At 42.3% G+C, this 13,399-nt stretch carries 14 protein-coding genes; 3 read left to right on the top strand and 11 right to left on the bottom strand.

Features of this window, described 5'->3' with window-relative positions:
- Positions 1-124: 124 nt before the first annotated feature.
- The 10 genes from guaA to ACFOSV_RS10205 all read right to left on the bottom strand — a co-directional run bounded on the left by guaA (position 125) and on the right by ACFOSV_RS10205 (position 9,165).
- Positions 125-1,654, bottom strand: coding sequence for a glutamine-hydrolyzing GMP synthase (guaA, locus tag ACFOSV_RS10250; protein ID WP_377905918.1), 1,530 nt, complete (start codon positions 1,652-1,654; stop codon positions 125-127).
- An 86-nt stretch (positions 1,655-1,740) separates the two neighbouring features.
- Complete coding sequence (locus tag ACFOSV_RS10245) at positions 1,741-2,523, bottom strand: ABC transporter permease (RefSeq protein ID WP_377905917.1); 783 nt, start codon at positions 2,521-2,523, stop codon at positions 1,741-1,743.
- On the bottom strand, positions 2,501-3,223 hold the full coding sequence (locus ACFOSV_RS10240; protein WP_377905916.1) for an ABC transporter ATP-binding protein: 723 nt from the start codon (positions 3,221-3,223) through the stop codon (positions 2,501-2,503). Before ACFOSV_RS10240 ends, ACFOSV_RS10245 begins: the two co-directional genes overlap by 23 nt.
- Complete coding sequence (locus ACFOSV_RS10235) at positions 3,220-4,470, bottom strand: nitrous oxide reductase family maturation protein NosD (protein ID WP_377905915.1); 1,251 nt, start codon at positions 4,468-4,470, stop codon at positions 3,220-3,222. The genes ACFOSV_RS10240 and ACFOSV_RS10235 overlap by 4 nt, the downstream gene beginning before the upstream one ends.
- Positions 4,470-4,904: a CopD family protein gene (locus ACFOSV_RS10230; RefSeq protein ID WP_377905914.1), complete on the bottom strand. Its 435-nt coding sequence runs from the start codon at positions 4,902-4,904 to the stop codon at positions 4,470-4,472. Before ACFOSV_RS10230 ends, ACFOSV_RS10235 begins: the two co-directional genes overlap by 1 nt.
- On the bottom strand, positions 4,901-5,341 hold the full coding sequence (locus ACFOSV_RS10225; RefSeq protein ID WP_377905913.1) for a nitrous oxide reductase accessory protein NosL: 441 nt from the start codon (positions 5,339-5,341) through the stop codon (positions 4,901-4,903). The genes ACFOSV_RS10230 and ACFOSV_RS10225 overlap by 4 nt, the downstream gene beginning before the upstream one ends.
- 3 nt (positions 5,342-5,344) lie before the next feature.
- The gene (locus ACFOSV_RS10220; RefSeq protein WP_377905912.1) at positions 5,345-5,950 is read right to left on the bottom strand and encodes a hypothetical protein; all 606 of its coding nucleotides are present in this window, start codon (positions 5,948-5,950) and stop codon (positions 5,345-5,347) included.
- A gap of 159 nt (positions 5,951-6,109) precedes the next feature.
- Entirely contained in the window at positions 6,110-8,065 is a 1,956-nt protein-coding gene (nosZ, locus tag ACFOSV_RS10215) for a Sec-dependent nitrous-oxide reductase (protein WP_377905911.1), read from the bottom strand.
- Positions 8,066-8,108: 43 nt separating this feature from the next.
- Complete coding sequence (locus ACFOSV_RS10210) at positions 8,109-8,675, bottom strand: fasciclin domain-containing protein (protein WP_377905910.1); 567 nt, start codon at positions 8,673-8,675, stop codon at positions 8,109-8,111.
- 7 nt (positions 8,676-8,682) lie between these two features.
- A complete protein-coding gene (locus ACFOSV_RS10205) occupies positions 8,683-9,165 on the bottom strand; it encodes a c-type cytochrome (RefSeq protein ID WP_377905909.1) in 483 nt (160 codons plus the stop codon).
- Positions 9,166-9,341: 176 nt separating this feature from the next.
- Between ACFOSV_RS10205 and ACFOSV_RS10200 the strand changes: the two genes are divergently transcribed.
- From ACFOSV_RS10200 to ACFOSV_RS10190, 3 genes are all read left to right on the top strand, one after another.
- Entirely contained in the window at positions 9,342-9,788 is a 447-nt protein-coding gene (locus ACFOSV_RS10200) for an RrF2 family transcriptional regulator (RefSeq protein WP_377905908.1), read from the top strand.
- A gap of 1 nt (position 9,789) precedes the next feature.
- Positions 9,790-10,491, top strand: coding sequence for an iron-sulfur cluster repair di-iron protein (ric, locus tag ACFOSV_RS10195; protein ID WP_377905907.1), 702 nt, complete (start codon positions 9,790-9,792; stop codon positions 10,489-10,491).
- Between the two features lie 134 nt (positions 10,492-10,625).
- A complete protein-coding gene (locus tag ACFOSV_RS10190) occupies positions 10,626-12,317 on the top strand; it encodes a M28 family peptidase (RefSeq protein ID WP_377905906.1) in 1,692 nt (563 codons plus the stop codon).
- Positions 12,318-12,319: 2 nt separating this feature from the next.
- Here ACFOSV_RS10190 and ACFOSV_RS10185 read toward each other — a convergent pair whose 3' ends face one another.
- Positions 12,320-13,330: a phosphotriesterase family protein gene (locus ACFOSV_RS10185; protein WP_377905905.1), complete on the bottom strand. Its 1,011-nt coding sequence runs from the start codon at positions 13,328-13,330 to the stop codon at positions 12,320-12,322.
- Between the last annotated feature and the right edge of the window lie 69 nt (positions 13,331-13,399).

Genomic DNA, 13,399 nt, shown 5'->3' with positions numbered 1-13,399 from the left:
GACAAATTTAACCCATAATTTTCAATCCCAAAGTTTGGGCCGTAAAGGGAAGGAAGAAACTAAAAAACCCGAAAATTGCTTCTCGGGTTCTTAAAATTTACAAATTTCAAGCCTACCATGTGGTTTATTCCCACTCGATGGTTGCTGGTGGCTTAGAAGAAATATCATACACCACCCGATTCACTCCTTTTACACGGTTAATGATTTCGTTGGACATTTTGCCCAAAAACTCATATGGTAAATGAATCCAGTCGGCTGTCATCCCATCCACAGAGCCCACAGCTCTTAGTGCCACGACCTTTTCATACGTCCGTTCATCACCCATGACACCAACAGAATTCACCGGAAGTAGCATGGCACCTGCCTGCCAAACTTCATCATAAAGTCCATGATCTTTCAAGCCTTTAATAAAAATATGATCAACCTCCTGAAGCGTCGCAACCTTTTCTGCGGTTACGTCTCCCAAGATTCGTATGGCTAATCCTGGTCCTGGGAAAGGGTGTCTTCCAATAATGGTTTCCACAATATCCAGAGCTCTTCCTACTTCTCGAACTTCGTCTTTGAAAAGCGTATTTAATGGCTCCACCACCGACAATTTCATGAAATCAGGAAGTCCACCGACATTGTGGTGCGACTTGATAGTCGCTGAAGGACCTTTCACCGATACTGACTCGATCACATCTGGATAAATGGTTCCTTGACCTAGCCACTTCACACCTTCGATTTTATGCGCTTCGTCATCAAAAACCTCGATAAACGCTTTTCCAATGGCCTTTCTTTTTGCCTCTGGCTCAGATAGTCCCGCCAATGCATCGTAAAACTTTTGTTTGGCATCTACACCGATGACGTTTAGCCCCATATGCTTGTAGGAGTCCAAAACCTCTTCGAATTCATTTTTGCGAAGCAATCCATTGTCTACAAAAACACAGGTCAACTGATCACCAATGGCTCGATGAATCAATGTGGCGGCTACGGAAGAGTCTACCCCTCCGGATAGCCCCATGACCACTTTATCAGATCCAATCTTAGTCTTAAGCTCTGCAATAGTGGAATCAATGAAAACGTCAGAAGTCCAATCCTGAGAACAACCACAGATCCCTACAACGAAATTTCTAAGCAAATTTTTCCCTTCTGTGGAATGTGTTACTTCAGGGTGAAATTGAATCCCATAAGTCTCTTCTTCCTTCACTTTGAAGGCTGCCACGCGTACAGAGTCCGTACTCGCAATCACTTCAAAATTAACCGGTAATTCCTTAATGGTATCACCATGAGACATCCAAACTTGAGAACCGTGGCTCATTTCTTTGAGTAGGTCAAAATGGGTATCTAGATGTGAAAGATTGGCCCGGCCATATTCTCGGATTTCTGAAGGCAAAACTTCACCACCATACTTTTGTGCCAGCAATTGAGATCCATAGCATACTCCCAAAAGCGGAAGTTTCCCTCGAAGCACATCCAAATCTAAATCCGGTGAGCCCTCATCTCTCACGGAGCATGGACTTCCAGAAAGGATAACACCTTTGACATCAGCCGTGATTTCAGGGACTTTGTTGTAAGGGTGGATTTCACAATAAACATTCAGTTCTCTTACTCGTCTAGCGATGAGCTGAGTGTACTGAGAACCGAAATCGAGGATCAAGATTTGTTCTGCCATGCGCAAAGGTAATCAGGCGAATCAAATTCAGGAAGTGTTGTGAGAAAATATGCGTAAAAGCGAATCAAATTAGCACGAGGACTCGATTAAAAGTCTTTTTTGATACTTTTTCGGTTCAAGTTCAAAATAGGAAGAAGGGTCCAGACAGATAAGGCACTCAAAGCCAGTATAAAACCTTGATTTGTCCCAAAGAATTTTTGGAAGACTGCCCCAGTATAGCCCAGCAAAGCCGAGATATCCAGTTTCAGCAGGATCAAGATTCTGGAAAGGTCAATCGGGTTAAAAAGCGTCGCCCCGATAGAAAAGTTATCTAAAGGGTAATCCTGGAAGGCAATCAGGGAAAGTAAAAACAGGCCATCATAGATTACCGCCATAAATAACCAGAGGAGAATCGCATAGCTAAAGCCCATAATCCGATTTTCATTATAAATCGCGATATTAAAAGCCAGCGCCGAAAAGATAAGCGTCAAAAAACCACCTGTGACCAAAAGCAAAACAAAGTCCCAAATCTCATTGGACTGAAGAAGCCCGTACAAGAGAAATGGGATACCGATACCCAGGATCAAACTCAGGGATAGTGACAGGGCCACACCCAGGTATTGTCCAATAAAAATAGACGACCTCCTTACAGGCTGGGCTAGAAGTAACTCAGTAAATTCTTTGGAATTATAATAATACATGATCCCAAAGACTGTCCCGATAAGTGGGACTAGAATAATGATAACGTTCATCAGCGTGATGACGGCTTTAGAGAGGTCATTATTGAGAAATAATAGCACACTGCCCAAAAGCAAATAAAATAAAAAGTAAACGTAGGTCCATCTACTTCTCATCAGATCATAAAAGCTATATTTTAGTATTTTCAGCATTTTTTTCAGTCAGTAAGTTGGCTATTGCTCTCTCAAAATTGGATTCTTGGGTTTGGGCCTTGAGCGATTCGATATCTCCCTCGAAATAAATCTTTCCTTCCAGCAAGAAGATAATCCCATCCGCCATTTCTTCCACGAAACTCATTATATGCGAGGTAATCAGTATGATCTTCCCCTTTTCTCTCTCTTTTTGGATAATATCCTTTAGCCGGATAAGTGCCACGGGATCGAGCCCGGTGGTAGGCTCATCCAGGATGATTATCGGACTGTCAAACATAAGCGTGAGGACTAGATTCACCTTTTGTTTGGTACCACCTGACAGCGTGGAAAGTTTTTTGGATAGAAATTCCTCCAAACCGAAGGTCTCGATAAGCTGACTTTCGTCCACGCGTTTCCCACGTAGATCTTTAATCATCGAGACCAGCTCCTTTACCTTTAAATTTGCAGGGAAATTTGCAATCTGCGGAAGGTAATCGATGTCGTCTCTATACTTCCAGTTTTTTCGAACTTGACTACCGCCTACACGGATGTCCCCCTTATCAGGAATCACCATACCCAGGATGGACTTGATCAGTGTTGTTTTCCCTGAACCATTCGGCCCTAAAACAGCCAGGATTCCTTGACTTGTAATCTCCAGGTCCACACCCTTTAGGACTTCATTTTTTCCAAATTTCTTATGTAATCCTTGAATAGAAATCATTTGTATGGTCGCATTGTAGGTTGAGCATCGATTAAGTTATCTGGGGTAAATACGGGTGAGACTCTTTCAGAAAAGTCGATGATATCGATAAACAGGCTCCGCATCAACAAAATCGTTTCAGGTGTCTTGCTGACGATAAAAGAAAAAAGCTTCACCGGGCGATATGGAACATCTCCTATCCCATCCTTATCTAGATCGTAGCCAGTGTAACTACTCCAGTAATTATTCCGAAACTCATTCTCATTGAGTTTGCCGTTATACCCCAGGTCAAATGAATTGTAGAGGAAATTATTTTCCGAAAATTTATTATCATAACATGCCCCAAGCACTTTTACTGCGTAGCCATTTCTCAAGAAAGTATTATTCTGATAGGTGATTCTGTTTGAGCCTTCGATATTGATGCCTACCGTATTTTCTTCAAAAATATTTCCATGAATTTCTGCGTCATTGATTTCTTTGAGCAAGATACCGAAGGCCGCCGCGCCCCAATTCTTACGAAAGGTATTATTATACATTTTTATCCTTTTCGAAAACATGACGGCTACACCTGCTCCATTATTTTCGAAGGTATTATCCAGGTATTCATCGTCATTGGAAAACATAAAATGAAGGCCATAACGTAGATTCTCGGTGCTTAAATTATCTACGATGGTCACATGATCGGAAAATTCGAGGTAAATTCCATCCCTTACTTTTTGAACGATATTTTTCTCCACTACCACGTGATTAGAATACCATAATTGGATCCCATTTCCGGAATTATACTCGTCTTGAGCATCACCGATTATCTTGTTATGATAGATTCTTCCGTTATTTGACTTTTCGATGTAGATGCCAAAAAACAGTCGTTCAAGCACCACATTTTGAATGAGGAAGTTTTCACTTTCCACCACTCTTATGGCGGCATAATCACTTGTATAACTGGTACCTACATTAATGATGAATAAACCGTCGATGGTTACGCTGTCAGAAACGATTCTGATAATTTCTCCCTGATCTTCCCCATCGATTACCGGAAAATCTTCCCCTATGATGGTCAAAGGCTTATCGATTAAAATATTGAATTCTTTATAATCCCCCTTTTTCACCCATAGGGTATCACCAGAATTCGAGGCTGCTATGCCCTCCTCCAGAGTTTTCAAGGTACAATCCGGACACACTTCTATTTGCTGCGCAAATCCCCCTACCGAAAACGCAAACAGCCGAACTAACAGGCTGATAAATATGATCCTTGAATATTTTATCATTACAGTAAGCCTCCTCCTCGTGCACTATAACCTACTACCACAAACAGCACCGAAAGTATAGTCACCGCCACGATATGATAGGCAAGCGGCCTTAACTTTTCCTTAGGGATGAGGACCAGCCTCGCGTGGATTGCTAGAGTCACCGTGGCTGCTAGTAGGAGCAGTTTAATTAATAAATGCCGGGTGTAATGATCTGATAAATCAAAAAGAAATATATCAGGAGCATAAACCCTGATAAAATATATCCCTGTAGCCAGCAACACGATAAGAGCAGGAATCCCTATTCCCTCGTACCGTGATTCAAATTGTCGAACGATTCGGATATCATTTTGGCGAAGTGCTGCTGGAAGGAAACCTAAACTCAAGATGAGGTGGCCTCCTGTCCAAATCGTCGCTGCCAAAATGTGTAGTAAGACTAAAATTTTTAGAATCATGGTTTCGACAACTCTCTCTTCAATTCCTCCCAAGAAAACAGATACCCTCCTTTTTCGGCTTTGACCTGTTCGGCTACTTCTCGTTGACGAAACGCGGTCAAAAAAGCCCCCATAGGACTGGGGAGATTAGGGCTAATCAAAAACGTAGCCTCCTCGACTAGCAAAAGCTCTTCAGGCTGCTCATAGTAATTTGTATAGGCTCCCGACATGGCAAAGTGTGGTTCATCCTCAAAGAAGTTCACCATGCATTCTGCGGCATCAAACTTAAATACCTTTCCCTTATCAGAGACGAGTTCTGCCCCATGGATTTTATCCACGATGGTCATTTTACAGTAGTGGCATCCTTCCGATCCATACTGAATCGCTTGAGGCCCGGTATTACATGAAAATAATAGGTAAGCACTGCTCAGGAGCAGCCAAAGAGTTAAATTTTTCATGAGTCAATTTTTAGCTTTTTTCCCTACAAGGAATGCTACCCCCGTAAGCGCCATACCAAGAAAAAGTAGATACCCGCCCAGGCGTGGATAAGAATAAGCGTCAAAGTTTAATAGTTTTTTATGTCCAATCAGAGGCGGTTTATAGTTCATAGGTGTGCCGTCAGGGTTTTGGAGCTTCATGATGGCATTAGGGTCTAGGTCTGTTCCATAATCTGTCATCCAAAGGTTGAAATCATACATACCTAAAGCTCCTAAAATAGACATCAGCACCAGCCAGCCCAAAAACCATCCATAAGATAACTTCCCAAGATAGCCTAAAAGCCCGATCAGTATGCCTAAACCAGCCATCGCTCCCACTACGATTGGAAAAACGGTGAACTCCCACATCTCCTCGGGCTTGGGAAGTGTTTTCATCCCGATGTAGTGATTGAGGCCATCGATATTTTGAATATCAAATTCACTCATGCCTCTGATTCCATCGATATGAATATTCATACCTAATGGCTCAGGGTATTGTGGGGCTCCCAGCATGATATTCCACATGGGAAACTGAAATAGTCCTAAAACTAGGACGGAGCCTATCATCATAAGGATACTTGCCTTCTTCATTGGATTGTGGGTTAGGTTATTTTTTGGTCAATACTTCCCAGGCAGCTGTGTAAAACAGCTGGAAAAGTCTCAGAGTACCAATAAAAGTATCGGGTAATCAAGTAGAACCCGGAAGCACTTCCATCTTGATGGACAAAGTACTCCCAGGTCTATTTTATATTAGTCCCCCCCTAATGACCAGCTCAATTCGATATTAGAATTGGCAGGTGATACGCGAACATATCCTTGCATTTCCTGATGCAGAGCACTACAGAAGTCAGTACAGTAGAAAGGCCAAACGCCTACCTTCTTAGGCTCCCATACAGAGGTCTTTGTCTGCCCAGGCATAATCAGAAGCTCTGAAGTATTCTGACCGATGATGGCAAAGCCATGAGGCACATCAAAATCCTGCTCGTGATTTGTGATATGGAAATACACTTTATCGCCCACCTTGATTCCTTCTATGTTATCCGGGGTAAAGTGACTTCTAATGGTGGACATATAGATATGAACTTCGTTTCCGTCTCGTTCCACTCTAGCCTGTGAGGGATCTAGGACAGCAGCGGGATGTTTGTTTTCATCCAATCTGTAAATCTTTTTGGATTTGGAGGCCAACATTTCAGCAGGAATACCCGCCGCGTAGTGAGGCTCACCATGTGTAGGGAAGTCATACAGTAGCTCCATCTTTTCACCCGTGATATCATAGATCTGCGCAGAATGCTCCATTTCTGGACCTGTGGGTAGATACCGATCTTTGGTGATCTTATTCATAGCTACCACGTACTTACCAAATGGCTTTCTTGAATTACCACCAGGAATCATGAGGTGACCTACTGAATAAAAGGTAGGCTTTCTATCGATGACCTCCCAGGTACCTAACTTCCACTTCACTACCTCAGAAGAGATAAAAAAGGTCGTGTAAGCATTACCCTCTCCATCAAACTCCGTGTGCAATGGCCCTAAACCACCACTCTTCACAGTTCCTGCCAGCACATCCTCAAACTTCAAAATCGGGATACCATAAGCTTCCCCGTCGAATTTCTCACCTTCTATCGCAGCGATCATTTTATCAAAGGAGTGTATCGTAAGGTCTGCTGATAATTTACCATTGCCTATGATATACTGACCTGTAGGGTCCACATCACATCCGTGTGGAGACTTGGGAGTGGGGAGGAAAAACACAGCCCCTGGAACCTGAAGAGGATCCACAGTAAGCACCTCTTTTTTCATCGTGGTCGTGGCAGTATGAGTCGCTTCATCATAGATATTATGAGCATACTCAGCAGGCATCAATGTACCTCCACCATTATTCACATACTCTTCTATCTTTTTCCAGTTCACCGCAGCGATGAAATCCTTGTCATTTTGAGATGAATTCACCTCTTGTAGCGTGCTTGCTTCTTCGGTGTTATACGTAGTAAAGAAGAACCAGCCGTGAGAATCTCCCCTACCTGGGTGCGATAAATCGTAATTAAAACCAGGCATCATCAACTGGAATTTAATATCCATGTGTCCATGCTCAGGGTCTACGCTGATAAATGAAAGTGATCCTCGGAAATTACCCTCGTACTCATTGATAGGCATATCTCGCTGAGGGATAGGAACAGAGAAACGAGTACCTGCCACCACATATTCCGTATTTTCGGTAATGAAGGAGGAGCTATGGTTTCCCGCACTATTTGGAACCTCGATTATTTCTTCCGTTTCAAACGTCGTAAGACTGATTCTAGCAATTCTAGGGGTATTGTTTCCATTGATGAAAATCCACCGACCGTCTAACTCACCATTAGTCTGCGAAATATCGGGGTGGTGAGCATCATCCCACGGAACAAAGCCAAAGGATGTTTCTAACATGGGCTTGGTTTCTTCAGAATACCCGTATCCTGAAGTAGGGAACTGCGAAAAAACCGGGATCTCTTTAAACATCCGGCCAGAAGGCAGGCCATAAACGGTCAGATTACCACTATAGCCGCCTGACATAAAGGCGTAAAATTCGTCTTGCTCACCAGGAGCCACATAAACTTTTTCCGCTGCACTGGAATTCAGTGCTCCATTAGAGCCGCTGCCATTACCACAGCCGGCTAGGAGTACAGCCATCCCGAGAAGGGATAAAAGATGATATTTAACGTTTTTCATAATGCTGGTTATTAATTTAAATGTTTAGGTTTTGGGTTGGTGCTTATTCTTCAGGAAGAATGACCTTATCGACCACATGGACAATTCCATTTCCTCCTTTTATGCTCGCTATTATTTTAGCGCCTCCGATGAAAACATCATCACCTTTGACTTCCACCGTGACATTGGTATCATCGGCCTGTCCGAGCTTATCGAAATTCTTTAAGAATTCCTTATCGTAGTTACCGGCGGTCACATGATGTTTCAGAATAGTCGCTAAGGTTTCTTTATTTTCTGGCTTCAGTAGATCTTCCACCGTTCCTGCTGGAAGCGCATCGAAAGCCGCATTAGTAGGCGCAAAAACCATCAATGGCCCCGCATTGACCAGGGCATTTTCTAAGTCCGCAGCTTGTACAGCCGCCACAAGCGTGGTATGGTCGGGAGAGCCTATGGCTATTTGTAATACATTGGGCACCGACTCATCGTCCTCGATAAAGGCCTGACCGGCTTCTTTTAAGTCATCAGTAGTGGCATCACTCCCAGATTCCTGAGAAGTGGATGAGCCAGTACAGCTGAAAATAAGCCCTACCACTACTAAAAATGGGATAATTTTAATGCATGTATTCTTCATGATTTCTTTACTCAAGTGTTCTAAAATATTCTAAAATGTCTCTTGCCTGCTCTTCAGTCATGTTTTGATTTGCCATGGCTGCACCGTTAAACTCTATCAATAAGTCTTTTGCGCACTGATCTTCTTCCACCATAAGCTGGGGCTCGAGGATCATATTCATAATCCATTCCGGACTCCTTCTTTTCATTATACCTGTGGGATTAGGACCAATAAATCGTTTGTCAGTTTTGTGACATGCGCTACAGTTGGTTTTAAACATAGCCGCTCCGGAAGCCACCATCTCAGGATCGATCTCTGGGTCTAAGATCAGGTTCTGAATAGGGCCTACCCCTTTTTCGTCTAAGGTGATTCTTTGTGATGCAGGTACGTCAGATTGACTATTATCCACCTCAGTGGTGGCCTGAGAGCTAGTATTACCAGACTCTCCTCCTCCGCAGCTTATAAGTAAGCCTAGAACCATCGCATAAAGTATTCGACTTAATGATTTCATAGTGTTTTAAGTTTGGGTTCTTTTTAATTAATTACGTCAGAAGGCTAAAAAGAGAATATCTCTTCCGCTTTGAGACCAAATGTAGAGGGGAAGTCTGGGAACTAATATGATAAAGATCATATTTCGGACAAATTTATCTTTTATTCTGATGTCATCTAAAATTCAGATATTGTGCTATGTTTTCAAAAGCCTGCGAATATGCGATAAGGTCATTGATCTACGTGACCGAAAAATCAAAAAATGGAGAAAGAGTCAGTGTTACAGATATTTCTACCGCAGTGGAATCTCCATTTGCCTTTACCGGCAAAACATTACAGAAATTAGTAAAACAAGATATTATCTCCTCAGCAAAAGGGCCCAATGGAGGTTTTTACATCACAGAGGAGCAGGCCAAAGCCAATCGCCTCGCTGACGTCGTCTCACTTATAGATGGTAATGCAGTATTCCAAGGTTGCGGACTCGGATTAAAAATATGCAAAGAAAACCAGCCCTGCCCTCTACACCAGAATTTTAAAGAGATTCGAAAGCAACTGAAAAAGATGCTCCAATCTACCACGGTGGCAGAGCTGGCAGAATCACAGGCAACACAAAAGACCTTTCTCAATAACATAAATAGAAACTAATATGTCAGTAGAAAACCTAGAAAAAAAAGAAGTTGGAGCTTGGGTAAAAGACGATTACCGAAATGCCAAAATATTCAAGAAATACAACATCGACTTCTGCTGCGGAGGTAATAAACCCCTCGATACAGTTTGCGAAACTAAAGGACTATCCTTGGATAAAATCTTATCAGAACTCCAAATCGAATCCAGTCAAGGCGGAGCTCAATCCATAGACTATAAATCATGGCCACTAGACCTTTTAGCCACCTATATCGAGCGTACGCATCATGTTTTCGTAAGAGAAAATATTCCGGCCATACAGGGATTTTTGGATAAACTTGTGAAAGTACATGGTAGTCGACATCCCGAGCTTAGTGATATTAGATCTCTATTCCTGGAAATTTCCGAAGAACTACTCCAGCATATGGAGAAAGAAGAAGAGCTCCTTTTCCCTGAAATCAAAAAAGCTAGCGACATCTATGCTGTTTTCGAAGAAAGAAAAAGTAAAATAGCTGATTTGATCGCCGTAATGGAAGCCGAACACGAAAATGCCGGAGATATATTTCGCCAGATATCCCAACTCACCTCGAATTATACTCCTCCAGCAGATGCCTGTACCACCTATAAAGTGACCTATAAAATGCTTCAAGAATTTGAAGACAATCTGCACCTGCACGTACACTTAGAAAACAACATTTTATTCCCTGCCACGCAGAAGAACTGAATGCTACATTAGGATCAAAACTTGGTAGATCAGTACACCCGAAAAACCTAAGCTAGTTTTCGGGTGTTTTTTTTGTGATTTATCCACACTAATTTTCCAAAGATTTTCACCGCCTATTAAATCCTAAATCCAATATGCGTCATCTCCTTGTTTTTTTCCTAGCATCCCTTGCTATAGTATCGCAGAGCTATGCTCAAGAAGAATCCCTACCTGCCACCTATTCATACTTCGACCTTGTCCGCCCGGTATTTTCTGGCCAAAAAGCCTATGAAACAGTGTCTTTCGTAGAAAAATATTGGAGACTGGCAGGAAATACTGGTTTTAATGAAACCGTATTCTTATTGGCTACCGAATTAGAAAAAGCAGGGTATGTTTTGGAAGAAAAGGCCAATGCTGATACAAGATTTACCTACCGAATAGAAAAAAGACCTATGTCAGGCCCAACATGGGAACCTGTTGATGCAAGCCTGAAGATCATTGGCGAAGAAAATCCTTTGCTAGATTTTTCGAGCAATAGAAATATGATGTATCAATTTTCGTCTTCAACACCAGACTCTGGAATTCAAGCCGAGGTAATCTATATCTCCACTTTGAAGGATCTAAATGAGATAGACTTGGAAGGCAAAATTCTCTTTTCTGATCAGCTTTCCTATAGAAGACTGAGTGCTATAGAGGGAGTCGCAGGGATATTGACCTATGATAATCCCGAATACCTGCAGCCAGAAAAAAATCAAACCTCTATTCAATTCCGAGGCTTGAGATATGAAAAAAGCAAGGAAAAATGGGCAATTGCACTTTCCTATGAAGCGAAAGAAAAACTGAAAATGGCGCTGGTCAAAGGAAAAGTAGAATTGGATGTGCGGCTTCAGACCAAAATCTATGAATCGGAGGAACTTACTTTAGTTGCTCAGGTGAAAGGATCTCAAAAGCCCTTGGAAAGCTTGATGTTCTCTGCACATATCCAGGAACCAGGAGCGAACGACAACGCATCAGGAGTGGGCGCCCAGCTGGAAATGGCAACACTGACAGCAAACTTGATTGAATCCGGCCAGCTCGATCTTTCTCGGACTCTAACTTTTCTCTGGGGTGACGAGATCATTTCCACCAGAAGGTATGTTGAAGAAAAAGAAAAACGCCAAACTGAAATTAAATGGGGGATCTCGTTGGATATGGTAGGAGAAAACACGGATGTTACTGGGGGCACATTTCTAATTGAGAAAATGCCTGATCCAAGCGCCATTTGGACTCGAGGTGAGGATAAACATACCGAATGGGGAGGTCGTCCACTGAAGGTGGAGGATATGAAGCCTCATTACTTGAATGACTTTATTCTCAACGTATTTCAAAATCAAGGAAAGAATGCGAACTGGCAGGTGGAAACTAATCCTTTTGAGGGAGGAAGTGATCACACACCCTTTTTGAATGCCAATATTCCAGGATTGTTACTTTGGCACTTTACGGATCAATTTTATCATACGGATAATGACAGATTGGATAAAGTATCTCAAGAAACACTGAAAAATGTGGCTACGGGAGCTTTAGTCAGCGCCTACACCCTTTTGAATGCCGATGAATCAACCGCCTCTCAAATGGCTAAATTAATTTTGCAGGCTGCAAAATCCAGACTTCAAACAGAGTTTGAATTGAGTCAAAAAGCTATCCAAGCTGGTGAAGATCCTGAAGAAGAAAAAATCATCTTACAAACCTGGACGGATTGGTACTTGGCCAGCTTAGAAGGAATTGTGGATATAGCCTCTGTGAATGAAATCAAAAGTACCCAAGAGGAACTCAGTGCATTCTCTGGAAAGCTATTGAAGCAACTTTAGCCTTATTGACTTCTTAAACCAAATGCTCTCTTGGGATTATCGATCAGAAGCATTTTCCAATCTTCTTTAGTAAACCCTCTTCCATCCAATTCAGGAACTAAATCTGTGAATATCGCAGTAAAAGGCTGAAAATCTCCTCCATTTTCCTCACCGGGCTTGTACCATCCTGCATCATGAGAAATCAACACATGATCTAGAAAATCATTCTCCTTGGCAAAAAGTAATCGATCAATATAGGAATCAAGTTCCCAACCAATCCCATCCCAGGAAATCCAGATTCCCAAATCTGCTGCTTTTTTGAAGTTCTCGAAATCGGATTCATTTTGAGCATGAACCCAGACAAAAGCCGAAGGATCAATTCCCATTTCTTGCAAAATCGCCACTTCCTGAGCAGCCGCAAACCAAGGACCTGTATGAGAGACAATTCGTAAACCAGTCTTCTGAAAAGTTAGCCCAGCAGCTCGCACAAGCTTGCCGTCCACCTCTCGCAGCGGATTTTCCGCATTTACAGAAATCTTGATAAAGCCAGGCTTAATTCCTGCACTCTCCAGACCATTTTCAAAATCTGAAATCCAGCGTTGGGCAAGTTGCTCTGCAGTCTCCGAAAAGGCGTAGTCAGGGAGATATTTCCCATCCACAGCCCCATAGAGGCCGGTGTTCGTCAGAATCATAAGCCCAGATTGCTCGCTTAATATCCTGAGTAGTTCAGGATCCTTGCCCAAAAAAGAAGGAGTACAATCAAAAATAGATTTTACTCCAAATCGCTTCACTTCAAGCAAATAAGGCAAAACTTTGGCGATCACTTCTTCACGATTGTAACGATCCTGAGAAACAGAATCAGCCCCGATAAAATCCACAAGCATGTGTTCGTGGATTAGAGTTAGTCCCAAAGAATCTAAATCATGAGTCCCTGTCACCGCATTGAAATATCTACTAGGCACCTCCCTTTCTTGTGAGGTACAAGCAATCAGGATGACAAACAAAGCCGAGTGGATAATGATTTTTTTCATCATAATTTCAATGGTTGTTCGGAAAGTAATAAGCTTTGAATTGTAATTCACTTTTTTGCCCTTTCTACCAAT

It is taken from the genome of Algoriphagus namhaensis (assembly GCF_042649705.1).
GTDB lineage: Bacteria > Bacteroidota > Bacteroidia > Cytophagales > Cyclobacteriaceae > Algoriphagus > Algoriphagus namhaensis.
This window is presented reverse-complemented; position numbering and strand designations above follow the sequence as displayed.